The organism is Stenotrophomonas sp. STEN056, assembly GCF_056759635.1.
The window spans coordinates 1-26,725 of record NZ_JBRRDL010000018.1 but is presented as its reverse complement, the minus strand read 5'-3'; the positions used below and the strand labels follow the sequence as shown (position 1 = coordinate 26,725).

Here is a 26,725-nt window from a genome sequence, read left to right as displayed (position 1 = left end):
TACACGCCATTTATATGCGCGTTCACAACAACACAACGCAAGCCGATGAGCGCTGGCAACCCGTCCGCTGACGCTACACTGCCCGCCATGCCTGCCTGCCCCACCCTGCGCATCGCCCTGCCGGTGCCGCTGCCGCAACTGTTTGATTACCTGCCCCCCGACGGCAGCCCCGCACCGGCACCCGGTGACGTGGGCCGACGCCTGCGGGTGCCGTTTGGCCCCCGTGAACTGGTGGGCGTGGTGGAAGGCATTGGCCAGGTCGAGGACCCTGCCCCGCTGCGTGCGGCACTGGAGTGGCTGGACCCGGCGGCGCTGATCGATGGGGAGCTGGCCAGTTCCCTGCATTGGCTGGCGCGCTACACCCACGCCCCGCTGGGCGAGGTGATCGCCACCGCGCTGCCGGCCCCGCTGCGCCGTGGCGAGGCCTTGCCTGATACCCACGGCTGGGCCTGGCAGCTGACCACCGCCGGCCGCGACGGCCTGGCCAAACTGCGCGCCGGCACCCGCCCGCAACGGCTGGCAGCGTTGCTGGGGGCCGGTGCAGTCAATGAAGACCTGCTGGACGACCAGCTTGAAGACTGGCGCAGCGCGGCGCGTGCGCTGGCCAAGCGTGGCTTCGCCGAGCGGGTGGATGTACCGGCGCTGGTTCCGCAGGCCAAGTTGCAGCCCGGGCCAACGCCCAATCCGCAGCAGCAGACCGCCATTGATGCGATCAACGGCTGCGACGGCTTCCAGCCGTTCCTGCTGGACGGCGTCACCGGCAGCGGCAAGACCGAGGTCTACCTGCAGGCCATCAGCCATTGCCTGCAGCAGGGCCGGCAGGCGCTGGTGCTGGTGCCGGAGATCGGCCTGACCCCGCAGATGCTGAGCCGCTTCCGCAGCCGCCTGGGCATTCCGGTGCATGCGCTGCATTCGGGCTTGAACGACAACGAACGCGCGCGGGTGTGGGCTGCTGCCTCGCGCGGCGAAGCGCGGGTGATCGTCGGCACACGCTCGGCGATCTTCACCCCGCTGCCGCAGGCCGGCTTGATCGTCATCGACGAAGAACACGACGGCAGTTACAAGCAGCACGATGGCATCCGCTATCACGCACGTGATTTTGCGCTGGTGCGCGGCAAGGCGTTGAACGTGCCGGTGGTGCTGGGCAGTGCCACGCCGTCGCTGGAATCACTGCACAACGCACGCAGCACTCGCTACACGCACCTGCGCCTGCAACAACGCGCCGGCGATGCGAAGCCGCCGGGCGTGCGCGTGTTCGATGTGCGCAAGCGGCCGCTGCAGGACGGCTTGTCGCCGGAAGTATTGGCCGGCATTGCGCAGCATTTGAACGCAGGCAACCAGGTGTTGGTATTCAAGAACCGGCGCGGTTATGCGCCGGTGCTGTTGTGCCACGACTGCGGCTGGACCGCGCCGTGCAAACGTTGCAGCACACCGCTGCATACCACACCGATGACCGTGCACGGCGGCGGCCGGCGCCTGCAATGCCACCACTGCGGCGCGCGCCAGCCGGTGCCGCTGGCCTGCCCGGATTGCGCCAGCCTCGCCCTGCAGCCGCAGGGCATCGGCACCGAGCGATTGGAAGAACGCCTGCTGCAGTTGTTTCCGGATTTCCCGGTGCTGCGCATCGACCGTGGCACCACCACGCGCCGCGATGCGCTGGAGCAGACCTTGGCCACGCTCGGCGACCAGCCCGGCATCCTGGTCGGCACGCAGATCCTGGCCAAAGGCCACGACCTGCCGAAGCTGACCCTGGTGGTGGTGGTGGGTATCGACGAAGGCCTGTTTTCTGCGGACTTCCGTGCCAGTGAAAAACTCGCGCAGCAACTGATCCAGGTGGCTGGCCGCGCCGGTCGTGCCGAACGCCCTGGCGAGGTCTGGTTACAGACGCATCATCCGGACAACGCGCTGCTGCACACCTTGGTCAATGGTGGTTACCACGCCTTTGCCGAAGCCGAGCTGGTGCAGCGTGAAGCGGCAGGATTTCCTCCCTTCGCGCACATGGCCTTGTTCCGCGCCGAAGCCAAGCAGGTGGAACAGGCCAATGAGTTCCTGGCGGCGATAAAGCAGTGGGTGCCGGCGCACGGCAACGTCGAGTGCTATGGGCCGATGCCGGCCCCGATGCCGCGTCGGGCCGGATTCCAGCGTACGCAGTTGTTGTTGTCTGCCGAACAACGGCGGCCGTTGCATGGTGTGCTGATGCAGCTGATGGCGCAGGTGTACGCACTGCCGCAGGCAAGACGCGTGCGTTGGTCGCTGGATGTGGATCCGATGGATCTGTATTGAGGTCGAGGCTTCAAGAGCGCCCTCTCCCCAACCCCTCTCCCGTAAAGGGAGAGGGGCTTTGAAGCTGCAGTTGCGAATACTGCTTCAACGTTCCTTGCACCGGGCTCCTCTCCCGTAAAGGAGAGGGGCTTTGAAGCTGCAGTTGCGAATACTGCCTCAGCGCTCCGTGCACCTGGCCCCTCTCCCTTTACGGGAGAGGGGTTGGGGGAGAGGGCGCCTTTTCCGCAACTACTTACCAGGTCTTCCGCAGCGGATGCGCTTCGGTGTTGAACACCACGCCGTTGAAGTCCAGGGTGTTGGCCGGGGCAAACAGCAGGTAGTAGTACTTGAACGTCTCGGCGAACAGGAAACTCTCCATCGAGTCGTCCTTCTCCTTGCTGCGCACATCCTTCAGCGCGGCAAAGCCATGCTCGGTGCGGGTGTGCTTGACGAAGTCCTCGAAGAACTCCTTGCCCATGCCGCGGTAGCGCGCATCGCCGGTGTAGTGGTGCAGGTAATAGGCCGACTCCAGGATTTCAGGGCGCAGGGCATAGCTCGGCGAGCGCACTTCCATCGCGGCGTAGTCCAGCGACTCCGGCTCGATGCCGTGCAGGCGCCACATCTTCAGGTTCGACTCCTGCAGGCGCTTGGCGCGATCAAGATCACCGCCCAGGGCCAACAGGCCCGGCATGAAGGCATCCAACGCACCGTAGGTCGTTGAAGTGCGCTTGCCGGTGTCCATGTCGGCGTGGCCGTACCACAGCTCACCCTCGCGCACTTCGTCGGCCAGGTACTGGTTGACCGGGCCGATGTTCTCGTCCCACATGCGCTTGCAGTCTTCGTCGCCGAACAAGTTCCAGCACTTGAGCAGGTACTCGTAGTACGAGTCGATGCCGCCGGCGATCGAGGCATCCTTGTTGGTCCACTCGCCGGTTTCGACATTGATGTTCAAGCCGACCAGGCCAATCTTGGAGCGACGGTTGTGGGTTTCCACCAGCGCACGCTTGGCCTTGTCGTAATACGCCTGCTTGCCGGTGAGCTTGGCCAGGGTGCCGAATTCCAGCAGCAGCGTGCCGGTCTCGGCCGGGTTGCTGATGATGCCGCTGGTCTTGCCGGTGCGCAGGTTGACGTGCGTGTACGGCAGGCCGGTGGGGCTGTCGAACACCGGCGACAAACGCGTGCCCAGGTCATCGGCGAGCTTGAGCAGGCGCTCGTCGTTGGTCATCTGGTAGGCCGACAACAGCCCGCCCAGCAGGCGGATGGTGACCTCGAAGTTCTGCACCTCGATGTCCTGGTCGAACGAAAGCTGGCTGACGATCAGCTCACGCGCTTCGTTGGCTTCCTTGTCCAGGCCCAGCAGCAACAGCGTGTCCAGCGCATCCACCGGCGACATCAGCAGCGGCACCGGATACCAGTCGCGCGGCTTGCCGCTGATCGGCTTCAGGTCATCGTGGCCTTTGGCGAACTGCATGTAACCCTGCCAAGCGTGGCGGGTGGCTTCACGCACCTGCTCGGCCATGCGCGCGGCTTCGGCATCGTCCACCGCAGGCACGGCGGCATTGGCCGGTACGGCAGCAACGGGCGCCGCCGGCGTGGCTGCCGGGGCGGTAGCCTGCTCGCTGCAGGCGGAAAGCGCCAACATCAGCGCGGCAACAAGGGGGGCGGTACGCAGGGAACGGGTCATCAGTGAATCCTCTCGACGGAAGCGTTGTCTTGCGATGCAACGGGACGGAACTGCAGGGTGTCGCCCAGCGTCTGCAACTGCAGCGCTGTGCGCAGGGTGGAAAGCGGGGTGTCACTGCGCACGGTCAGCGTGCGGGTCTGGCCGGGCAGCAGGTCAAAGGCGTTGTCTTCGAGCGTAGCAGCGGCATTGTTGAAGCCGATCCAGATGCCCCGCACCAGCGTGTCGGCGTGCAGCTGGAGAACGTAGTGGTCGCCCTCGGCGTGCAGCTCGGCGTGCAGCTGTGCCGGCTCCAGGGCCTGCTGTTTGGCAGGCACGAAATAGACCAGCCGCTGCGCAAGAACCGCATCCTCCCGCAGCAGCTCAAACACCGCAACGCTGCGCCGCGGGTCCGCGCCCTGCAGCAGTTCGGCATCACTGAAGCGCGCAACCTCGCTCGCCGACAGCGCAGGCAGGGTGACAGCCTTGTTTTGTTGCTGCAGTGTGCGCCCATCAAAATCCAGCAGCCGCATGCGCCACTGTGCATTCAGTGCATCGCGACCATCATTGAGCAGGCTCAAGCGCGTAACCCCTTCGTCGCGCAACGCGGCCACGGCCACATCGGCGAAGAAGCGGCGGGCATGGAAGTTCAGCGCCTTCCAGTTTCCGAAGTAGTCCATGCTCGACCACGACGCACCCGGCCATACATCGTTGAGCTGCCAGTACAGCGAACCCATGGTGTACGGACGCGAGGCGCGGTGATGCAGCGCGGCCAGTGCGATGCCTTCGGCCTGCATCATCTGGCTCAGGTAGACGAAATCCGGGAACGAACGCGGCGTGCCGAATTCCATTTCGATGTAATGCAGCAGCCGCTCGTTGCCCTTGCCGGCCAGGAACTTCTGGTGCGCCTGGATCACCGGGCCATCGATCCGCTGTTCGTCCGGCGCGGCAAACGCATTGATGGTGGACAGCTGTGGCCAGGCCTGCAGGCCGTACTCGGACATGAAGCGCGGTGTTTCCTTCAGGTACGCGGTGGGCGGCAATGCCGGGTTGCCCCAGACTTCCCAGTAATGCTTGTCACCGCGGCGCGAGTCGTTGGCCTTGCTGTCCAGGTCATTACTGGGCGAGCTGGACCAGTACGGCACGCCCAGCCCTTCTTCGGCGACAACCTTGCGCAAGTCGTTGCCGAACAACTCCACATAGCCCTGCCAGACCTTGGCGGCAAACGCGGGATCCGCCTCCTGCAGCGTCTTGCCGTGGCCCCAGTCCTTCCACGCGGTTTCTTCTTCGTTGTTGCCACACCACAGCACGATGCTGGGGTGATGGCGCAGGCGGCGAATGTTGTCGCGCGCCTCGGCCACCACGCTTGCACGGAACGCCGGATCGTAGCCCGGCTGCATGCCACCGCCGAACATGAAATCCTGCCAGACCAGCAGGCCGAGTTCGTCGGCAATATCGAAGAACGCATCGTCTTCGTAATAACCGCCGCCCCAGTTGCGCAGCATGTTCATGTTGGCGTCGCGCGCGCCTTGCAGATCGCGGCGCAGGCGTTCGCGGGTTACCCGCGCCGGGAACGCATCGAACGGAATCACGTTCGCGCCCTTGGCGAATACCGGCACGCCGTTGATGACGAAGCCAAAGCCCTGCCCGCCGTCGGTGTCCTCTTCGCGTTGCAGCTGCACCGTGCGCAGGCCGATGCGGATGCGCGACTCCAATGCCTCCTGCCTGCCCTCACCCAAGCGTGCGTGCACGGTGTAACGATCCTGCGCACCATAACCCACCGGCCACCAACGGCGCGGCTTGTCGATCTGCAACGGCAGCGACAGATTGTTCTGGCCCGGCACCAGCGCAATGTCGCGCGTGATCTGCGCAACCGGCTTGCCTTCCGGGTCACGCACATCGATGACGACCTGCCGGGTCGCATTGCCTTCGGCCTGTTCCACCTGCAACAGCACGTTCAAGCGTGCCTTGTCCGCATCCAGCGCCTCGGTGTGCACGGCAAGGTCGGTGATGCGCTGCTGCTCCCAGCTGTCCAGGTGCACCTGCCGCCACACGCCTGCGGTGACATAACGCGGGCCCCAGTCCCAGCCGAAGTGATAGGCCGGCTTGCGCGCGAAGTTGCCGACCATCGCATCCCTGGGTTCATCACCGTAGGGCGAAGGATAGTTGCCGGCGATCTTGTGCGGCATGGCCTGCACCTGCGGCAGCAAGCTGCGGATCGGCGAGCGGAACACGATCTGCAGCTCGTTGCCGGCCGCTTTCAGGCGGCCATCCACGCGTGCACGCCAGGTGCGGTGTGCGTTGTCGGCCTTCAACAGCGGCTGGCCGTTGAGGTGGACCTCGGCGAAGGTGTCCAGGCCATCGAAGCGCAGCTCCGCATGCGGGCGCGCCAGGGTCTGCGCATCAACATCAAAGCGCGCGCGGTATTCCCAGTCGGCCAGGCCAATCCACTGCAGCCCGGCCTCGGCCGCACCCACATACGGATCGCCAATCACACCGGCCGCCATCAGGTCGGTATGCACGCTGCCCGGCACCGTTGCGTGTTTCCAGGCATCCAGGCCCGGATGCGCCTGCAGCTGCGCATCGCCCGGAAGCAGGCGGAAACTCCACTGCGCCTGCAGCGGTGCGGCCAGTGCTGCACTGGAAGTCAGCCACAACGCGCACAGCAGGAGACCGCGGAAAGCGCGTCCAGCGTGAATTTGCATCGATCCAAATTTAGGCTTCGCGTGCTGCATGCTGTTCCCTCCTGCTTGCTGTATCCAACCTGTTGTTACCGCGTGCCAGTGGTCATGCAACCACCCAGGTAAAACAGAACTCAATAGGCGCTGATCTGCGCTGCTCAGGCGGAGAGCCCGAGCAATCCCCGCCTTCGCGGGGATGACGACTGAAACAACACGAACGCTGTTGCTCAGCCCGCGCGCACCACGTTCAACACTTCGTGGCAGGCGCCCATGGTGTGATAGTCGGTCTTGCCGGCCGGGCTCTTTTCGTCGCTGTACTTGCGGTTGTCCGCGTCAAGGATGCGGAACCAGGCGCCATGGGTGTGATCGACCATGTGCGCCCACGAGTAGGCCCACAGCCGCTCGTACCACTGCCAGTAGCTGTCATCGCCGGTGCGCTTGGCCAGCAGCGCGGCGGCGGCCAGCGATTCGGCCTGCACCCAGAAATACTTGTCGTCATCACAGACAAAGCTGTCGTCGCCGATGGCCGCGCCGTCCATGCCGGGCTGACGACGTGCTTCCGGCGCAAAGCCGTAATACAGGCCGCCGCGTGCGTCGTCCCAGGAATTGGCCATCGCCGTGTCGAACAGGTGGCGCGCGGTCGGCACCAGCCAGTCGGCCTGCACGTGGCGGTCCAGGATCATCAGCAGCTTGGCCCACTCGGTCTGGTGGCCGGGCTGGAAACCCCACGGGCGGAACAGATGCTTGGGATTGTCCAGGTTGTAATCCCAATCGATGTTCCAGTCGGTGTCGTAATGCTCCCACACCAGGCCGCCGGCCTTGGCCGCCTGACCACGGGTCATGTTGTCGGCCAGCTGCAGCGCGCGCTCCAGGTAGCGTTGTTCACCACTGGCCTCGAATGCGGCCAGCATTGCCTCGCACATGTGCATGTTGGCGTTCTGGCCGCGGTAGCCGGTGAAGTTCCACTGTGCGTCGGCTTCGTCGCGGTACAGGCCGTGCTGCGGTTCCCAGAAATGGCGCTCCAGCAACTGCCAGGTTTCGTCCATCCACTCGCGGCCCTGCGCGATGCCGGCCTTCAATGCGCAGCTGTAGGCCAGCAGCACGAAGGCCACGCCGTAGCAGTGGTTCATGTCGTCCTCGACCTTGCCATCGCGCAGCGTCCACGCATACCCGCCGGTGGCTGGATTGCGATGCACATTGCGCAGGTAGTCCACGCCGTGCTTCACCGCTTCCAGGTACTCGGCATTGCCATACTCGCGGTAGGCCATGGCGTAGTTGAAGACGAAGCGAGTGCTGCTGACCAGGTGACGATGGCTGCGGTCGTAGATGCTGCCGTCGTCCCGGTAGTAATGGAAAAAGCCGCCTTCGGCGTCGATGCAATGCGGGTGGTAGAAGGCCATCGTGTCGGCGATATGCGCGCGCAGGAAGGCCGGGGAGCGGAAATCGGGAGCGGTGGTGTTCATGCGATGGCCTCCTGTTGCAGCAGCAGTTGTTGCACTTCGTGCGGGCTGGGCATGGCCGCAAACGCGCCCTTGCGGGTGACGGCCAGCGCACCCACGGCTGCGGCAAAGCGCAGCGTGTCGGCAATGGCCTGCGGGTTTTCGCAGAACGCGGCAAAGCCCGCGCCAGCACCGCCGCGCTCGCTGAGCCCCACCAGCACCCCACCGACAAACGCATCGCCGGCAGCGGTGGTATCGACAGCCTCGACGCGGAAGCTGGGCACCTGACCGTTGGCCTGGCGGGTGTACCAGCGCAGCGTGCCGGCGCCGTCGGTGACGATCACCCAACGCGCGCGTGCGCCCAGCAGACGCATCAGCACCTGCACTTCGCCATCCTCGCCCAACGGCTGGGCCAGGTAATCCAATTCTTCGCGCGAGAGCTTGACCAGATCGGCACGTTCCAGTGCCTGCCACAGCCAGGGCGTTGGATCGACATCGGCCGGCCACAGCGCCGGGCGCAGGTTCAGATCAAGGCTGACCACCGCGCCTGCAGCGCGCGCGCGATCCATGCCGGCAAACGTGGCCTGGGCAATGGCCGGCTCGGTCAGGCTGTTGGAACAGACATGGAAGCAGGCGGTGTCGTCGAAACACGCCGGCTGGAAATGCTCGCTGCGGAACAGCAGGTCGGCTGCGGGCGGTCGATAAAAGCTGAAGCTGCGCTCACCGCTGGCATCCAGCGCCACGAAGGCCAGCGCGGTCTTGGCCGCATCGGTGCGCACGATGCAGTCGGTGGCCACGCCGGCCTCTTCCAGGCTTTCCAGCAGGAAGTCACCAAACATGTCACGGCCCAGCATGCCGGCGAAATGGCTGCTTGCACCCAACCGTGCGGCGGCCACGGCGACGTTGGCCGGCGCACCGCCTGCGTACTGCAGGAACGCGCGTGGCGTATCCGGCGTGGCCGGCGGCTGCGCTAGTAGATCGATCAAAATTTCGCCGAAACAAACAATCTTGCCCATCTGGCCTCAGCCCCCCTGGCCGTTGCCGGTACGGGGGCGCGAGCCCACCAGTCCGTAGAAAATGACGTAGCCGTAGCACAGCAGCGGCACGATGAAGGAGTGATGCAGGCCGATGCTGTCCGCCAGCACGCCCTGCAACAGCGGGATCAAGGCACCGCCGACGATGGCCATGATCAGCAGGCTGGAGGCCTTGTTGGTCAGCGGCCCGAGGCGCTCGATGCCCAGCGCGAAGATGGTCGGGAACATGATCGAGTTGAACAGGCCGGTGGCGACGATGCAGTACAGCGCGGTCTGCCCGGATGACATCAGCGTCAAGGTCAGCAACACCACGTTCGCCACAGCAAACCCAGCCAGCAATCTACGCGGCGAAAAGCGCACCAGCAGTGCCGAGCCTGCGAAGCGGCCAACCATCGCCCCGCCCCAGTACAACGAGACATAGTGGGTGGCCTGCTGCTCGGTCAGCCCGCCGATTTCCGGCATCGACAGATAGTTGACCAGGAAGCTGCCGATGGACACTTCCGCGCCCACATAGAAGAAGATCGCCAGCACGCCGAACAGCACATGCGGTTGACGCAGTGCATCCATCAAGGTGTGGTGGCCCGTGTCCGCCTGCTCGGTGGCTTCGGACAACGGCGGCAGACGGAACAGATAAACAAACACCGCCAGCAACACCAGCGCGATGGCCAGGCCAACATACGGGCCCTGCACCGACTGCGCTTCAGCAGCGCGGTACGCCAACTGCTCGGCCGCCGGCAGTGCATTGATCTGCTCGCTGCTCTTGACCGTGGTACCGAGGATCAGCAAACCACCAAACAACGGCGCCAAGGTAGTGCCCAGCGAGTTCAGCGCCTGCGCCAAGGTCAGTCGGCTGGACGCAGTCTGCTCCGGCCCAAGCAAGGCGACGTAGGGATTGGCGGCGACCTGCAACACGGTGATGCCGGTGGCCAACACGAACAACGAGGCGAGGAAGCCTTCGTACACGCGCAGGGTCGACGCAGGCCAGAAGCCCAGCGCGCCGATACCGGCGATCACCAGCCCGGCGACGATGCCATTCTTGTAACCGAGCCGTGCCACCAGCCGACCGGCCGGCAGCGACATCAGGAAGTACGCGCCGAAGAAGGTGAACTGCACCAGCATCGCGCGGGTGTAGTTCAGCTCGAACACGGCCTTCAGGTGCGGAATCAGCACATCGTTGAGGCTGGTCAAAAAGCCCCACATGAAGAAGATGGTGGTGGCCACCGCCAGGGCCATCCGGGGGTTGACCACCGAGGCGGACGAGCCGGTCGTTTTCAGCGGGGTTGATGGTATCGCCATGCGCGTTGCGCCTCAGTGCGGTGTGGTGTGAAAAGGAAAGGAAATCAGGCAGGCCGTGCAGCGCTGCTTTCACGGATACGCAGCTGCACCGGCGCGACAGTGCGCATCGGTGCGGCATCGGGGTTTTCCAAACGCTGCAGCAGCAATGCAGCGGCCTGGCGGCCACGCTCGCGCGGGTCAGCGGTCAAGGTGGTCAACGGCGGCACCGCGACGGCCGCTTCGGAGATATCGTCGAAGCCGGTGACGGCAAAATCGCCGCCCGGGCGGATGCCGCGCGAGGTCAGGCCCAGCATCAGGCCGAGCGCGACGGTGTCGTTGTAGCAGACCGCTGCGCTGGGGCGTTGCGTGGTGCTGAACAACTCACCCGTACGTGCGGCCGCTTCCAGGCGATTGGGCGCCGATTCGATCAGCCAGTCCGCATGCAGCGGCAAGCCCGCCTCACTCATCGCCTGCTGGTAGCCCAGGCGGCGTTGCGCGCAGGAGCTGGACGCCGTATGTCCGCCGAAGAACGCGATGTCACGGTGGCCACGCTCGATCAGGTGCCGCGTGGCCATGTAGGCGCCGTGCTGGTTGTCCAGGGTGAGGAAATCCCATTCCGCGCCCACCAGTTCGCGGTTGAACAGCAGCACGTTGGCATGCGCGCCGAGCACCTGGGTCAACGCCTGCGCGTCACTGCCTTCGGCCGGGGAAAGAATGAAGCCGGTGGGCGTGTGCTCCATCAACGTGGACAACACCGCCTGCTGGCGTTCGGGCGATTCGCCGGTGCTGCCCAGCAGGGTCACATAGCCCTTGCTGCCCAGCGCCTCGTCCACACCGGAGGCAAACTCGGCGAAGAACGGGTTGGAAAGGTCATTGATCACCAGCGCAATCGAGGACGACGTACGACGCCGCAGGTTGGCCGCGGTGCGGTTGTAGACATACCGCTGGCGGCGCAGCTCGGCCTCGACCCTGGCCCGCGTGTCGACGTTGACCAGGGGGCTGCCACGCAGCACCAGCGACACGGTCGCCCGCGACACGCCCACCGCCTGCGCGATATCGGTGACGGTGACGGCCTGCTTGCCGGCCCTGCGCACGCCCTTGCCGGCGCCTGGAGATTTCTCGTTCATCGCTTCCGCTGGTCTGTCTGGATGCGCCAAGCCTAATGGATCACCGGGGCGCGCATCGGCGCCCGGCGGTGTCGTAGCAGGCGTGGCGCGCCTGTTGCTCACTGCAGCGCACTGCCCGGGGTGGCGCAGTACGACACCGGCAGGTCCGACACCGCGGTGCCCCAGCCCTGCTCCGGCGCCTGCGCACCCAGCGCGAAACGCAGCGTGCCGCCCTGGCGCAGCTGCTCCCAGTCCAGCCATACCTTCTGCTGCGGCTTGCCGTTGAACTGCACGCCCTGGATGTACTGCAGGCTGCGGCCATCGGCACCGGGCGCCTGCAACGTCAACGTGCGGCCATTGCCCAGCTTGATGTCGGCGCGGGCGAAACGCGGGGCGTGCAGCAGCAGCTCACCGCTGCCCGGCACCGCGGGGTACAGGCCCAGCGCACTGAACAGGTACCAGGCCGACATCGTGCCCAGGTCGTCATTGCCGGTTACGCCGTTGGGCGCATTGGTGAACAGCTGTTGCGCGGCGCGCACCACGGTGGCGGTCTTCCACGGCTGGCCGATCAGCGTGTACATCCACGGCGCGTGCAGGTCCGGCTCGTTGTTCGGGTTGTAGCGGTACTGGTTGTAATAGCTGTACGGGCCAACCACCCATTCCTTGCGTGCAGCGGTGAGCGGTGCCTTGAGCAGGTCCTCGTAGGCGAAGAATGCATCCAGACGTTCGCCGGCCTTTTCACGGCCATGCATCGCCGCGACCAAGCCCGGTACGTCCTGCTGCGCCAGCCACTGGTACTGCCAGCCGGTGCCTTCGTGGAAGCCGTGCTGCGAGCGCGGGCTGTAATGGCCATCGGCCGGCGTGTACCACTTGCCATGCTCATCGCGCGGGCGCGGGAAACCGCTGAAGCCGGTCTCGGCATCGCGCACGTCCACATCCCACAGCTTGTGCCAGTTGCCGCCGCGTTCGCGCAGCACCTTTGCGTCATCGGCGTGACCCAGGCCATCGGCCATCTGTGCCAGCGCGCAGTCGGCCAGTGCGTATTCCAGCGTGGCCGAGCCACCATGGTGCGGGTCCACGTCCATGCCCTTGGAGGGGAAAGCGCGGTCGTAGGCGACATAACCGTTGGCCAGGTAACTGGCATTGCCCGAGCGGCCGGCAAAGCGCGAGTTCATCGGCGGCATCGAGAACGCATTGCGACGCAGCGCATTCCACGCATCGGCTTCACGGCCGGTCAATGCACCAAAGCGCCACAGGTCCACCAGGAACGGCGTCACCGGGTCGCCGGTCATGATGTTGGTTTCAAAATTCGCATAGCCCCAGCGCGGCAGCCAGCCACCCTGTTCGTCGATGGCCAGCACGCTGCGGCCGATATCGCGCGCCACGTCCGGGCGGGTCATCGCCAGCCATTGGTTCTGCGTGCGGTAGGTGTCCCACAGCGAGAAATATTCGTAGTACGTCCAGCCATCAGCGCGATGGATGGCATCGTCATAGCCACGGTAACGACCATCGGCATCACTGCCGGTCATCGGCTGCAACAACGCGTGGTACAGCGCGGTGTACAGCACGGTGCGGTCGTCGGCATTGCCGCCCTGCACCTGCACCGCGTCCAGCTCCTTGCGCCAGGCCTGTTGCGCCAGCGTGCGCATGCGATCAAAGCCCAGCAGCGCATTGCCCTGCATGCCATCGGCGCGCAGGTTGTTGCGCGCACCTTCGGCATCGACGTGCGAGATGGCGCTGGTGGCGGTTACCGCGCGGCCATCGGCCAGGTCAAAACTCAGCCATGCACCGTTGGGCTTGGCTTCGCCTTCCATGCTGTGACGCGCATTGGGCAGGCCGCCGGCTTCACCCCAGGTGCCATGCGCCTTGAACGGACGGTCGAACTCGATGCGGAACCAGGTGGTGTACTGGTGGCCGCCGCAGAAGCTCTTGGTCACCAGCTTGCCTTCCACCGCGCGGTCGCCGACCACGTCAACCACGCTGCCGATCACCGAATGCCGCTCGTTGGCCTGGCCGACGTTGACCAGCACGTGGCCCTGGCCGCTGCTGGCACTGAAGGTGTAACGCTCGCTGGCCGCGCGGGTGCGCGCGGTGGTTTCCACGTCGATGCCGCCGTAGTTGGTCAGGCGCACCTTGTAGTAACCGGCCTGCCCCACTTCACCGTCGTGGCTGTAGCTGGAGGCGTAATTCTTGTGGTCGAAATGCTTGGCATTGGCCGTGTCGAAATCACCGCCCGGGCCAATGCTGCCGGTCACCGGCAACACCGAGACCTGGCCGCCCTGCTCCCAGCAGCCGGCGCCGGAAATGAAGGAATGCCCGAAGCCCCGGATCTTCTCGTCGTCATAGCGCCAGCCGGCGTAGTGGCTGCCGATGGGGCTGACCTGGATCAGCCCGAACGGTGCCGACGCACCCGGGAAGGTGTTGCCGTCGTCCTTGCTGCCAATGAAGGTGTTGACCTCGCGTTCCAACCCGGCCGGCGCAGCCTGCAGCAGCGGCGCGAATGACAGCGCCAGCAGGCAGGCCAGGCCCGCCAACGGGCGGCGCGCGGGGGGATGGGCGGTAGCGGACGGCATGCGGCTCATGTGCTGGATCCTGTGGGTCGATGTCGATGAGGGCAAAAGGGTGGCCCGGCCGAAGCCGGGCCGCTGATCCCGGCCCATCCCATCGGGATGGGGAGAGAACGCCGGGATCAGAAAAACAACACGCATTCCCCGTACAGGTAGTCAACAGCGTCGATCTGCTTGCAAATGCAGCGCATCACAACGCCATCTCCTTGATCAGAAAGCCTGCAAGGCGCCTCTGGCGGCGCCCCGGACTCCCCTCCCCGGGAATTTAGATCGATTTAAGTAAAGCATGGGTTTTTCCGCAGATGCATTCTGCGGCGCAGCATCGGGGCCGCCGAAAGGCGAATTTCAAGCCGAAGAAGCCGCAGCGATGGGGCGGAGCCATGCCGCGCGGAAGCTTTTTTGGTAACGCCCCTGCCGAGCACGGCTCGGCACTACACGCGGCTCCTACAGCGCAGATCCGCCCCCTCCCTTTCACCAAAGGTGAAGGGGAGGGCCGGGGAGGGGTGCCGTTTCCCCTGGCCCGGATACTCAACGCCAAGCACAAGCGAAAGCTCCCCTCCCCGGCCCTCCCCTGCGCGTTGCACAAGGGAGGGGGGCAAAACCTGCGCCTTACGGCCTGGCCCAAGCCACCACCGACGGCCGCACACCCGCCACAAACCTGGCCATATTGCGTAGCAGCATGCGTCAGCGCCCCCGGCTGTGTTAAAAATTCCCCGCCAATCGTTTAGATCGATCCAAACTGGAAGATCGCGATTGCCGGGAATAATGGAAGACAAAGGGGCTTGGTCGTGACCGGAAGGTCACCTGTCAGGCACCCTGCGCCCACTGAAGTCGGCTTCAAAAATTAGATCGATTCAAGTTTCCGTACCAGCCACGTATTCAATCCAGGAGAGGGGAATGAAACAGAACGCACGCATGCATGGCCGCGACACGCTGTACGCCGCCATCGCCGTTGCACTGTCCGCAGCGATGCTGCCGGCTAGCGCTTTCGCACAACAAGCCAGCACCGCAACGCCGTCGCCCAGCGCCACCACGCTGGACAGCGTCAATGTCACCGGCTACCGCTATGCCATCGAGAAAAGCCTTGAGCAGAAGCGCGATGCCAACGCCGTGGTGGAAGTAATCACCGCCGAAGACGTGGGCAAGTTCCCCGACAAGAACGTGGCCGACGCGCTGCAGCGCGTGCCCGGTGTGATCATCACCCGCAGCGGTGGTGAAGGTAAGTCGGTGAGCGTGCGCGGCCTCGCCCCCGACCTCACCCTCACCCAGTTGAACGGCAACTACGTCGCCTCCTCGGAAACCAACAACGAAGCCACACGCTCGTTCAACTACACGCTGCTGCCGGCCAACATGCTGTCCAGCGCCGAGCTGTACAAGACGCCGGAAGCGCGCATCGACGAAGGCGGCATCGGCGGCACAGTCATTCTGCGCACGCGTCGCCCGCTGGACATGGAAGCCAACTCCGGTTTCGCCTCGATCGAGTACACCGCCTCCGATACCAGCAGTGGCATCGATCCGCAGGCCTCGGCGATGTACTCCTGGCACAGCAAGGACGAGCGCTTCGGCCTGCTGGTTGGCGCAACCCGGCAGAACCGCAACAGCCGCACCATGGAAACCAGCACTGAGGACTGGCAGTGGTACAGCGACCGCGTGGACGCCAACGGCAACATCATCAACGACTACGTCTGGAACCAGGCCGGCACTCCCAGCCACCGGCCGGTGGATGTCCACGGCAATTCGCTGCCGGGCGTCAACAAGTTCTGGGGTGCCTCGGGCATCTACGACCAGAACGGTGGCCACTACTCCGGCTTCTTCATGCCCACCTCGGTGAACTTCGCGGTGAAGGATGAAAAGCGCGAACGCAGCGGCGGCCAGCTGACCTTCCAGTTCAAGCCGGTCGACAACGTCACCATGACCGCCAACTACTTCCGCTTCGAGCTGGAAGGCAATTACACGCAGAACATGCTGAAGGTTCCGGAATGGAACCTGGCGCGCGTGGCCGGCGACGGCAACTGGGAACCGGGACGCCTGCTCAACGGCTTCACCATGGACCACAGCGGCACCATCGTCACCGGCGCCGAATACGAAAAGCTGGCCGGCAAGACCTATATCTGTGACGAAGACCAGGCCAGCGCCGCCGGCTTGCCGGGCGGCGGCTGGGGCCCGGACGACTGCACCATCCCGACCCCGCAGATGACCGGCACCTACAGCCGCGAAAAGGCACTGTCGCAGACCGCCGACCTGAGCGTGGACTGGGACATCAGCCCGCTGTGGAAGGCCTCGTTCAACGGTGGCCGCACCTGGTCCGAAGGTGGCCCGTCGATGAGCTTCCGCACCGCCGCCAAGCCGCGCCGCAAGGTCGGCAGCGACTGGGAAGCCGGCAACCTGTACACCGCGTGGGACATCACCGGCACGCCGTCGGTCACGTTCTCGCCGGACCTGCAGGAAAAGCTGAAGGCAGGCATCGCCGAAATCGATACCGGCTCGACCGATTCGTCCTGGACCCAGACCACCGCCGAGCAGAACCACTTCCAGGCCGATTTCACCAAGCTGTTTGAAGCTGGCTGGCTGGATTCGATCCAGTTCGGCGCCAAGTACAGCGACAGCAAGATCCATCGCAACACCGGCAACACCTACTGGGTGTGCCCGGGTACCGATCCGGCCAACTATGACGACAACCGTTACCAGGCCGGTTGCGACCCCAACGCCAGCGTCGCCCAGCCCGGCTTCTTCCTGTCCAAGCCCGTGGGCAACATCGCCGGTGGCTTCAATGCCAACGTGTTCCCGGGCATCGACTACCCGGCCTACATCCGCTACTTGAATGATCGCTACGGCGGCATGCACAACCGCCGCGAGAGCGACTTCGTCTACAACGTCGAAGAGAAGGTCAACTCCGGCTACATCCAGGCCAACTTCCGCACCGAGCGCCTGCGCGGCAACGTGGGCATCCGCGTGGCACGTACCAAGCAGCATGCGGAATCGAGCGATTCGGTCGAGCGCTTCAACGACTACTTCGCCGACAACGCCAGCGGCGCGCCAATGCTCTGCACCGACCCGGCCGCCGCCGCCCTGGTCGGCCACACCTGCGATGGTGGCTTCGTGCGTCTGCCCGACGCATTGGCTCGCGAAAAGAGCTACGAGCTGGCCTCGCTGGACAAGACCTATACCGACGTCCTGCCCAGCTTCAACATCGCCTGGGACATCACCGACAACCTGGTCCTGCGCGGTGCCGCCTCCAAGGTCATCGCACGCCCCAGCTACACCGACATCGCCTACCCGGGCGGCCTGAGCTACTACTCCGAGGAGTACAGCAATGACCGTCGTGTTGCCGGCGGCGCGCCCAATCCGGGCTGGTACGGCTCGGGCAGCAACAAGGGCCTGGATCCGTTCGAGGCGCTGCAGTACGACCTGAGCCTGGAGTGGTACTTCCAGCCGGGTGCCGTGGCCGGTGTTGGCGTGTTCCGCAAGGACGTGAAGAACTTCATCGTGCCGGTGGTGCGTGACCTGCAGATGGACGTCGGCGGCCAGACGGTCACCGTGCAGAACTACTCGACCGACGCCAACGGCCGCGATGGCGTGTCGCAGGGCGTGGAAGTCTACGGCCAGTACACCTTCGATTTCGGCCTGGGCTTCCAGGCCAACTACACCTACAACGACACCAACATGGCGTCGGTTGAAATCGACGGTGAGAAGATCGGCGAATCACCGCTGGTCGGCAGTGCCAAGAACCAGGCCAATTTCACCGTGTTCTACGAGAACAGCAGGTTCCTGGCGCGTGCTTCGTACAACCGTCGTGGCGAGATTGTCGGCGGCCTGAACAATGGCTTCACCGCCTACACCGAACCCTACGACCAGCTGGATCTCAACGCGGCCTTCAACATCCGCGAGGACCTGACCCTGAGCGCTTCGGTGCTGAACGCTACCAAGTCCGAGCAGCGCGTGCACCTGGGCAACGACACCAAGGCGCGTCTGCTGTCCAACGTGTATTCCGGTCGCCAGTTGTACATGGGCCTGACCTGGAAGTTCTAAGCCTCACCGCCCCGCGCTGAACGCACGGGGCAATCCTCCACGGCAGTCGCGCTGGTATCAGGCGGCTGCCGTTTCTTTTGGCGAACAACCCAACAACAAGCAGACCCAATCCCCTCCCCAGCCTGCGGGGGACGGATGGGGGGCGCCGTTGCTGTTTGCTGTTGGCTGTTAGATTTTTGCTTTGGGCTTTTTGCTTTGGGCTGTGGGCTACAGGCTTCAGCTGACACCCGCATTTGATTGTCCCTTCTCCCGCCTGCGGGAGAAGGTGCCCGAAGGGCGGATGAGGGGCGCTGTTGTCGTTGCTGTTGTCGTTGCTGCTATTGCGAGTGCTCTTTAGCCAAAGCCAAAGCTACCCTCACCCCAACCCCCGCTCCGCGCCCCGGCCCTTGCGTTAACGCAAGGGCGTTCGACGGACACTGAACCAGTGGTTCAAAACCTGTCCGCCTCACCCCGCAAGCGGGAGAGGAGCTTCAAGCAAAGTCCCAAGCAAACTACCAAGCTCGCCCCACGCCCTCTCACGTCAGCGCGGTCATCACACCCTTGCGGTACGCCGGCCGCTGCTTCAGCCGCGCATACCACGCGGCAAGATGCGGCAATTCCGGCCGCTGGATCGGCATTTCAAACCACGCATAGGCAAACGCGCCCAGCGGAATATCACCCATCGCAAACGCCTCGCCCGACAACCAGGGCTGCTGCTCCAACGCGGCATCGGCCAGCGCCAACAGTTCGCCACAACGTTGCAGGGAAGCGGCAATGCGTACTTCATCGCGGTCGGCCGGCGCGGTACGCACGGTGCCCCAGAACACATCACGGAATGCCACGGCAAACGTCGAAGCGGTCCAATCCATCCACTTCTCGCTCTGTGCGCGTTGCACCACCTCTTCCGGATACAGCGTACCCAGCGCGTAACGTGCGCTGAGGTAACGCACGATCGCGTTGGACTCCCACAACGGCAGGCCGTGATCCTCGATCACCGGCACCAGCCCGTTCGGGTTCATCGCGCGATATTGCGGCGTCTGCGTGCCGCCAAACGCACCGCCCACTTCAATCGACTCATACGGCAGCCCAATTTCCTCCGCGCACCACAACACCTTGCGCACGTTGCTGGAGTTATGGCGTCCCCAGATTTTCAGCATCAGTCCTGCTCCTGGATCAATCGTTCACACAGTCTACTGGCGCTCGCTGCGCGCACCCTTGCGTGGCAACGCACGCACGTGCTGCACCTTGCCCACCTTCTTCAACTCGAACAGGCCAATGGCGGTGATCAGGTCACTCAGTTTGCGATAGCCGTAGTTACGCGAGTCGAACGATGCACGGTTGGCAATCTGGTTGCCCACCGCACTGAGCATCGCCCAGCCCTGCTCATCGGCAGCGGCTTCCACCGCACCACGCAACAGGTTGACCAGGCGCGCGTCGCCCCGCAGGTCATTGCCCGAACGCGGCTTGATCGGCTCCGCTGCTGGCGAAGCTGCTGCACTTTCCGCGCCAGCCACCACAGCAGGCACGGCGGCAGGCGTCGCTGCCGGCAATGCAGCCGCCTCCGGCAGGTCCGGCTCGGTATTCCCCAATGCTTCCAGGTAGATGAACTTCGAGCATGCGTTGACGAATGCCAGCGGCGTTTTCTGCTCGCCAAACCCGTACACCTTCAGACCGTCGGTCAACAGCCGCATCACCAGCGGGGTGAAATCCGCATCGCTGGAGACAATGGCAAAGCCGTCCAGGTTGCGCGCGTACAACAGGTCCATCGCATCCACCACCATCGCCATGTCGGAGGCGTTCTTGCCCTTGGAATAGGCGAACTGCTGGATGGGCCGGATCGCGAATTCGTGCAGCACGCTTTCCCATCCCTTCAGGCGTGGATTCTTCCAGTCGCCATAGGCGCGGCGCACATTGGCCACGCCATAGCCGGCCACTTCCACCAGGATCTCGTCGATCTTCGACGCCGGCGCGTTGTCGGCATCAATCAACAGGGCAATTCGCTTCTCGGGCTCGGACACGTGGTGCTCCATGGCAAATGGCTGAACACCAGTATCGCCAATTCGTGTTCACGCCATGTCACATGCAATCATCTCCAGCGCCCGTTGTTGCCATTGGCCGCCTCGTCGGCCCCCAAGGAGAGTCCATGCCACACGACCCAGTTCCCCACCTGGTCATCGTCGGCGGCGGTTTTGCCGGCTTGTGGGCCACCCGCGCCCTCGCCGGTGCCCCGCTGCGCATCACCTTGATCGACCGTCGCAACCACCACCTGTTCCAGCCCCTGCTGTACCAGGTCGCCACGGCCGGGCTGTCATCGCCGGATATCGCCGCCCCGCTGCGGCACATCCTCCGCAAACAGGGCAATGTCGATGTCCGGCTGGGTGAAGTGGTCGCCATCGACAAGCAGCAGCGCCGGGTGCTGCTGGGCGATGCCACATCGGTGGACTACGACCTGCTGCTGGTCGCCAGCGGTGCCACCCACGCGTATTTCGGCCACGACGAATGGGCCAAGGATGCGCCCGGCCTGAAAACCCTGGACGATGCCCTGCTCCTGCGCCGCAAGCTGCTGCTGGCATTCGAGCGCGCCGAGGCCGAATCCGACCCGGACAAGAAAGCCGCCTGGCTCAGCTTTGCCGTGGTCGGCGGCGGCCCCACCGGCGTGGAGCTGGCCGGCACCCTGGCCGAGATCGCCCGCCACACCTTGAAGAATGAGTTCCGCCACATTGATCCAGCCTCGGCCAAGGTAAGGCTGGTCGAGGCCGGCCCGCGCGTGCTGTCCTCGTTCCCCGAAGCGCTCTCGCTCAAGGCCCGCCAGCAGTTGGAAAAGCTGGGCGTGGAAGTACTCACCGGCACGCCGGTGAACAACATCGACGCGCAGGGCTTCCAACTGGGCGATACCTTCGTGCCCACGCGCACCGTGGTCTGGGCGGCCGGTGTCGCCGCCTCACCGCTGGGCCGCACCCTGGACGTGCCGCTGGACCGCGCCGGCCGCGTGCAGGTGCAACCGGATCTCACCATTCCCGGCCACCCGGAGATCTTCGTCGCCGGCGATCTCGCCGCGCTGATGCAGGAAGACGGCCGCCCGGTTCCCGGCGTGGCACCGGCCGCCAAGCAGATGGGCAGCTACATCGCCGAACACATCCGCGCGCGCCTGCACAACAAACCCGTGCCACCGCCGTTCCGCTATCGCGACCAGGGCAACCTGGCCACCATCGGCCGCATGGCCGCCATCGTCCACATGGGCAAGCTGCAGCTGTCCGGCCTGCTGGCCTGGTGGTTCTGGCTGGCCGCGCACGTGTTCTTCCTGATCGGCTTCCGCAACCGGCTGGTGGTGCTGCTCAACTGGGGCGTGGCGTACTGGAGCTACCAGCGCAGCGCGCGCATCATCCTCGGCAGCCCTTACGAGTCGCGCCGGCCGGTTGCTCCCGAATCAACCCAGTGACAGCCGTGCAATGACCGCAATGCCGTCGGCGCGGCTCAGTTCCCGCCGGCGGCAAACTGCTCGAACACCTGCTTGCCGGTCAGCATCGGCGTTTCATTGGCGAGCGTGTAGAACGCCGGCTTTTCGTCGATGAATATCTGGCTGGCCAGCTCGAACGCACTTTCCTGGAACAACCCCGCCGACACGAAGTACTCGCCATCAGGCACCAGCCGGTAATAGAGCGTGCTGCCGCAGGTATCGCAGAACGCACGCTCGGCCCATTCCGAAGAGCGGAACGTCTTCAGCGTACTGCCGGTGAACTGCACCTTGTCATCGCAATGCACCGCAAAGAACGGCCCGCCGGTCCAACGACGGCACATGCTGCAGTGACACAGCCCGATCTCACGGGATGCATTGGCTACCACTTCAACCGCGCCGCACAGGCAATGTCCTTTCATCGTCGTCTCCGCTGGTGGATGCAGGGGCAAAATCTAACCCAATCGTGGCGCAGGAACCGGGAGTTCCCCCGTTGAGCCCCTCACCCACCGGGATCTGATTAGCGTCGAGTCTCAGCTGAGAGCCCCTCTCCCGCGTGCGGGGTGAGGCGGACAGGTTTTGAACCACTGGTTCACTGTCCGTCGAACGCCCTTGCGTTAACGCAAGGGCCGGGGCGCGGAGCGGGGGTTGGGGTGAGGGTCGGGCCCGCCTGCAGTCATCGCCTGCATTCACATACGTGCTTCGGCCAATTTTTCGCGGGAAAGAAGGAGGATGCGAATCCCCTGCTCCGGCCCTCGCCCTTTCAACAACAAAAAGGCCCGGGTTTCCCCGGGCCTTTCATTTATTGCCGCTGTCGCGCCTTCATCAGGCGGCGAACAACGCCTTCATCTTCTTCAGCGCATTGGCCTCGATCTGGCGGATGCGCTCGGCCGACACACCGTACTCATCGGCCAGCTCCTGCAGCGTCACCTTGCTGTCGGCATCCAGCCAACGGCGGGCGATGATGTCGCGCGAACGCTGGTCAAGCTTGGCCAGGCCTTCACGCAGCAGGCTCAACTGGTTGTCTTCGCTGTCCTCGCGCTCATAGGCCTGCGACGGGTCTTCATCGCGCGCCACCAGGTAGGCAGCCGGTGACGGCGGCGCATGATCGTCGTCTTCGTCCGACGGCGCGTCAAAGCCGATATCGCGGCCGGACAGACGTGACTCCATCTCCATCACTTCACGCTCGGAGACGTTCAGGTCCTTGGCAACGGCGCTGACCTCGGCGGCGTTCATCCAGCCCAGGCGGGTCTTGGACTTGCGCAGGTTGAAGAACAGCTTGCGCTGCGCCTTGGTCGTGGCGACCTTGACGATGCGCCAGTTCTTGAGGATGAACTCATGCATCTCGGCGCGGATCCAATGCACCGCGAAGGACACCAGGCGCACGCCCATTTCCGGGTCGAAGCGCTTCACCGCCTTCATCAGGCCGATGTTGCCTTCCTGGATCAGGTCGCCCAGTTGCAGGCCGTAGCCGTTGTAGCCGCGGGCCACATGCACGACGAAGCGCAGGTGCGAATGCACCAGTTCACGGGCGGCGTCCAGATCCAGTTCATCGCGGAATCGACGCGCCAGCTCCTGCTCCTCATCGACCGACAGCACCGGGATCTGGTGCACGGCACCGATATAGGCGTCCAGCGAGCCAAGCGCGCTGGGAATCGGGAGATTGTTTGCCACAAGGGCAGTAGAGGTGTTCAGGTTCATAGGATCTCATCTTAGCAGTCCGGGCTATTGGACTGGCCAGTACAGAAAAAGTTCCAGCGTTCTGTTTTTGTCGAAAAACGCACTTTAAAACATGAATGGGCGACAAAAACGGAGCCGCTCAACCAAGGCGTTTAACCTAGCAAACCTTGTCGCCCACGCATATGACAGCGATCAACCCGATTCAGCCGGCGCTGTCCAATGCCGCCCGTGCCGGCAGGCGCCAGTCGATGGGCGTTTGCCCGCGGCGCTGCAGGTAGTCATTGGCCTGGGAGAAATGACGGCAGCCCAGGAAGCCCCGGTGTGCCGACAACGGCGAGGGATGCGGCGCCTTCAGCACGCGGTGACGGCGGGTGTCGATGACCTTGCCCTTCTGCTGGGCATAAGCGCCCCACAGCAGGAACACCAGGCCTTCGCGCTCGCGGTTGAGCACATCCACCACATGGTCGGTGAAGCCTTCCCAGCCACGGCCCTGATGGGCACCGGCCTTGCTTTCTTCCACGGTCAGCACCGCATTGAGCAGCAGTACGCCCTGTTGCGCCCAAGGGATCAGGCAACCATGGTCCGGGCGCGGAATCCCCAGGTCGGCCTCGATCTCCTTATAGATATTGAGCAGCGACGGCGGCACCGGCACGCCCGGCGGCACCGAAAAACTCAGCCCATGCGCCTGGCCGTAGCCGTGGTACGGGTCCTGGCCAAGAATGACCACCTTGGCCTGCTCGAACGGGGTGGCGTCGAACGCGGCGAAGATCTGCGGGCCCGGCGGGAACACATGCGCGCCGGCCGCCTTGCGCTGGCGCAGGAACGCCGACAACTCACGCATCTCCGGGCGCAGCAGCCAATCGCCGATACGCGCTTTCCAGCTGGGTTCCAGCTGGATCTGCGGTGCCTCCTCGGCCATCACAGGGTGACGGCCGGCTGTGCCAGGCGCGCCAGCCGCAGCTGGAACAACACCTTGGTCACCAGCAGGCGTTCTTCGATGGGTTTCTGCACCAGGTCATTGGCACCGGCCTGCAGCAACGCCGACTGATTGTGCGGGTTGCCGTCGCCGGTCATCACCAGCACCGGCAGGCGGCGCTTGCCGTAGCCGAAATCGATGCGGATGCGCTCGACCACATCGCGCCCGCTCAGCTCGCCCTTGAGCGTCACGTCGGTCAGCACCAGATCCACCTCGCGCGTGGTACGGCCCAGCGACTCGGCGGTGAGCAGCGAGAAGGCATCCTCGGCCGTCAGCACGTGCACCACGTGCAGGTTGTGCCGCTCCAGCATGCGCTTGGTGGCTTCGGCGACCACGCGGCTGTCCTCGACATACAACACCGTGGCATCAGCCATCGGCTCAGGCTGCACATAGCCGCGAATGAAGGCGGCCAAGGCTTCATGGCCCAGCGCCTTGTCGAAATAGTCGGTGACGTATTCGGTGAAGCGGCGCTGCTCCAGGTGCTGCTGGGCATCGCCGGAAACCACAATCACCGGCACGTACGCCTGCCCGGCCGCTTCACGCACGCTGCGCGCCAGCGCCAGGCCATCACCGTCGGGCAGCGCCAGCGAGGTGGTGACCAGGTGCACCGGGCCGGCGGCCAGCGCTTCACGGGCTTCGGCGATGCTGGCGCAGCCGACCACTTCCACGTCGGGCAGTTCGCGCTTGAGTACGTCATTGATAAGGCGACGCACCAGTTTGGAGCCATCGACCACCATTACCCGCGGTGCGTCGCTGATCAGATGCTTGAGCTCTTGCGTGGACATGCCGGCCTCAGGTTTCGGTCGGGCGAGTCTGCCGGAGGAAATGGCCGGTCACCAGCCATGCCCCCAACCAACCCAGGATTGTCGTGGCGACCAGCACCATCGAAGAATGGAACAGGTCCAGCCCGTGCAATACGAACGGGCTGCCATAACTCTGCGACAGCGTGGCCAGCGGCGGCCGCAAGGCCAGCCCGCAGAGGCCGATCAAGCCCAGCGCCAATGCGCCGGCGGCCAGGCCGTACCACGCGCCCAGATAGATGAAGGGACGGCGGATGAAACCGTCGCTGGCGCCCAGCAGCTGCAGCACGCCGATCTCTTCGCGACGGGCCTGGATGTCCAGGCGCACGGTGTTGCCGACCACCAGCGCCGCGCCAAGGCCAAGCAGCACCGACAGCACCTGCACCAGCCGTGCGCCGAACGCCAACCAGCCATCCAGCCGTTGCCGCCACAGCGCGTCGTGCTGCACCAGGTCGGCCTGCGGCAACGCTTCCAGCGATTTGGCCAGCGCGGCATCGTTGCCGTCGGCCGGGGTGACGATCAGCAGCGTCGGCAGCGGGTTGTCGCCGAGTGCGTCGATGGCTTCGCCCAGCTGGGCGCTCTGGCGCAGCTCGGCCAGGCCTTCGTCCGGCGTGCGCAACAGCACCTCGGCCACATCAACGCGGGCACGCAGGGTTTTGGCGATGTCCTGCGCGGCGGCGGCATCCAGCTCGGGCTTCAGGAACAGATTGATGTCGCGCGACTGCTGCACGCTGCCGGCGAAGTGCTTGAGGTTGTCCAGCGCGATCGACAGGCCCAGCGGCAAGGCCAGCGCCAGCGCCATCACCGCCACGGTCAGCACGGTCGCCCACGGCTTGCGCAGCGCGCGGCCCAGGCTGAAGACCACGCTGTGCAGGTGATGGTTGATCCAGGTGCCCACGCGCGACGGCGCGGCCGCTTCGGTGTTTGCAGGTTTACTCATCGGGTTCGCTCACTCCGCCAGTTCGTCCGGCGAGATGTCATCGGCCAGCTTGCCGTGATCCAGGATCAGCACGCGTTTGCGCATCTGCTTGATCAACGCCAGGTCGTGGCTGACCACCAGCACGCTGGTCCCGCGCGAAGGCAGCTCGGCGAACAACGACATGATTTCCGCTGCCAGCGTGGGATCAAGGTTGCCTGTGGGCTCGTCGGCCACCAGCAGCCTGGGCTCGGCAATGATGGCGCGAGCGATGCCCACGCGCTGCTGTTCACCGGCTGACAGTTCGGTGGGCAGGGCTTTCTCGCGATGCCCCAGGCCGACACGCTCCAGTACCGAGCGCACCCGCTTGCCGGTCTCGGCACGGCGATCACCCCGCAGGATCAGCGGCAACGCGACGTTCTCGCCGATGCTGCGGTCCACCAGCAGGCGGTGATCCTGATAGACGGCGCCAACCTCGCGGCGATGCAGGGCGACCTTGCCACCACGCACCTTGAGCAGATTGCGCTCACCGAACATGACCGCGCCGCGCGTGGGGCGCTCGCTCAGGTGGATCAGTTTCAGCAGCGTGCTCTTGCCCGCCCCCGAGTGGCCGGTGACGAACAACATCTCGCCGGCCGCGACCTCGAAGCTGACATCCACCAGCGCCTGATGGCCGCCGGAATACTGTTTGCTGACATTGTCAAAACGCAGGACGCTCATGCTGCCGATTATGCCGGAGCGCGGGCGGACTGCGGGGAATGCAGGTCACGTGTAGGGCCTGGCGATGCTCGGCGACCGGGCATTGCAACCTGTAGTGCCGAGCCATGCTCGGCATGGGGCACTACCGGTACAGCCTCTGCCGAGCAT

The 26,725-nt window shown here is 64.8% G+C and carries 18 protein-coding genes; 3 read left to right on the top strand and 15 right to left on the bottom strand.

Features of this window, described 5'->3' with window-relative positions; genetic code table 11:
- The first annotated feature begins 87 nt into the window (after nt 1–87).
- A complete protein-coding gene (locus ACVOLO_RS10995) occupies nt 88–2,283 on the top strand; it encodes a primosomal protein N' (protein ID WP_481570370.1) in 2,196 nt (731 codons plus the stop codon).
- 232 nt (nt 2,284–2,515) lie between these two features.
- On the opposite strand, the gene ACVOLO_RS10990 is transcribed toward ACVOLO_RS10995, so the two are convergent.
- The 7 genes from ACVOLO_RS10990 to ACVOLO_RS10960 form a co-directional block, all read right to left on the bottom strand.
- Entirely contained in the window at nt 2,516–3,946 is a 1,431-nt protein-coding gene (locus ACVOLO_RS10990; protein WP_481570319.1) for a glycoside hydrolase family 47 protein, read from the bottom strand.
- On the bottom strand, nt 3,946–6,627 hold the full coding sequence (locus ACVOLO_RS10985) for a beta-mannosidase (protein ID WP_481570318.1): 2,682 nt from the start codon (nt 6,625–6,627) through the stop codon (nt 3,946–3,948). The genes ACVOLO_RS10990 and ACVOLO_RS10985 overlap by 1 nt, the downstream gene beginning before the upstream one ends.
- Nucleotides 6,628–6,830: 203 nt before the next feature.
- Complete coding sequence (locus ACVOLO_RS10980; protein ID WP_481570317.1) at nt 6,831–8,066, bottom strand: AGE family epimerase/isomerase; 1,236 nt, start codon at nt 8,064–8,066, stop codon at nt 6,831–6,833.
- Complete coding sequence (locus ACVOLO_RS10975; protein WP_481570316.1) at nt 8,063–9,058, bottom strand: carbohydrate kinase family protein; 996 nt, start codon at nt 9,056–9,058, stop codon at nt 8,063–8,065. Before ACVOLO_RS10975 ends, ACVOLO_RS10980 begins: the two co-directional genes overlap by 4 nt.
- Nucleotides 9,059–9,064: 6 nt before the next feature.
- A complete protein-coding gene (gene fucP, locus ACVOLO_RS10970; protein WP_481570315.1) occupies nt 9,065–10,372 on the bottom strand; it encodes an L-fucose:H+ symporter permease in 1,308 nt (435 codons plus the stop codon).
- A gap of 44 nt (nt 10,373–10,416) precedes the next feature.
- Complete coding sequence (locus ACVOLO_RS10965) at nt 10,417–11,478, bottom strand: LacI family DNA-binding transcriptional regulator (protein WP_481570314.1); 1,062 nt, start codon at nt 11,476–11,478, stop codon at nt 10,417–10,419.
- A gap of 98 nt (nt 11,479–11,576) precedes the next feature.
- Complete coding sequence (locus ACVOLO_RS10960) at nt 11,577–14,039, bottom strand: GH92 family glycosyl hydrolase (protein ID WP_481570313.1); 2,463 nt, start codon at nt 14,037–14,039, stop codon at nt 11,577–11,579.
- A gap of 882 nt (nt 14,040–14,921) precedes the next feature.
- Here ACVOLO_RS10960 and ACVOLO_RS10955 point away from each other — a divergent pair.
- A complete protein-coding gene (locus ACVOLO_RS10955; RefSeq protein WP_481570312.1) occupies nt 14,922–18,053 on the top strand; it encodes a TonB-dependent receptor in 3,132 nt (1,043 codons plus the stop codon).
- A 515-nt stretch (nt 18,054–18,568) separates the two neighbouring features.
- On the opposite strand, the gene ACVOLO_RS10950 is transcribed toward ACVOLO_RS10955, so the two are convergent.
- Both ACVOLO_RS10950 and ACVOLO_RS10945 read right to left on the bottom strand, forming a co-directional pair.
- Nucleotides 18,569–19,189: a glutathione S-transferase family protein gene (locus ACVOLO_RS10950; RefSeq protein ID WP_481570311.1), complete on the bottom strand. Its 621-nt coding sequence runs from the start codon at nt 19,187–19,189 to the stop codon at nt 18,569–18,571.
- Between the two features lie 33 nt (nt 19,190–19,222).
- Nucleotides 19,223–20,062 carry an NYN domain-containing protein gene (locus ACVOLO_RS10945; RefSeq protein WP_481570310.1) on the bottom strand — a complete coding sequence of 280 codons (840 nt, stop codon included), beginning with the start codon at nt 20,060–20,062 and terminating at the stop codon, nt 19,223–19,225.
- Nucleotides 20,063–20,175: 113 nt separating this feature from the next.
- Here ACVOLO_RS10945 and ACVOLO_RS10940 point away from each other — a divergent pair, with 113 nt between their 5' ends.
- Nucleotides 20,176–21,471: an NAD(P)/FAD-dependent oxidoreductase gene (locus tag ACVOLO_RS10940; RefSeq protein ID WP_481570309.1), complete on the top strand. Its 1,296-nt coding sequence runs from the start codon at nt 20,176–20,178 to the stop codon at nt 21,469–21,471.
- Nucleotides 21,472–21,506: 35 nt separating this feature from the next.
- Here ACVOLO_RS10940 and ACVOLO_RS10935 read toward each other — a convergent pair whose 3' ends face one another.
- The 6 genes from ACVOLO_RS10935 to ftsE form a co-directional block, all read right to left on the bottom strand.
- The gene (locus tag ACVOLO_RS10935; protein WP_481570308.1) at nt 21,507–21,908 is read right to left on the bottom strand and encodes a GFA family protein; all 402 of its coding nucleotides are present in this window, start codon (nt 21,906–21,908) and stop codon (nt 21,507–21,509) included.
- A 403-nt stretch (nt 21,909–22,311) separates the two neighbouring features.
- Entirely contained in the window at nt 22,312–23,187 is an 876-nt protein-coding gene (gene rpoH / locus ACVOLO_RS10930) for an RNA polymerase sigma factor RpoH (RefSeq protein ID WP_481570307.1), read from the bottom strand.
- A 181-nt stretch (nt 23,188–23,368) separates the two neighbouring features.
- Entirely contained in the window at nt 23,369–24,085 is a 717-nt protein-coding gene (gene ung / locus ACVOLO_RS10925) for a uracil-DNA glycosylase (RefSeq protein ID WP_481570306.1), read from the bottom strand.
- Entirely contained in the window at nt 24,085–24,927 is an 843-nt protein-coding gene (locus ACVOLO_RS10920; protein WP_481570305.1) for a response regulator, read from the bottom strand. Before ACVOLO_RS10920 ends, ung begins: the two co-directional genes overlap by 1 nt.
- A 7-nt stretch (nt 24,928–24,934) precedes the next feature.
- Entirely contained in the window at nt 24,935–25,882 is a 948-nt protein-coding gene (ftsX, locus tag ACVOLO_RS10915) for a permease-like cell division protein FtsX (protein WP_481570304.1), read from the bottom strand.
- Between the two features lie 9 nt (nt 25,883–25,891).
- On the bottom strand, nt 25,892–26,578 hold the full coding sequence (gene ftsE / locus ACVOLO_RS10910; protein ID WP_481570303.1) for a cell division ATP-binding protein FtsE: 687 nt from the start codon (nt 26,576–26,578) through the stop codon (nt 25,892–25,894).
- Between the last annotated feature and the right edge of the window lie 147 nt (nt 26,579–26,725).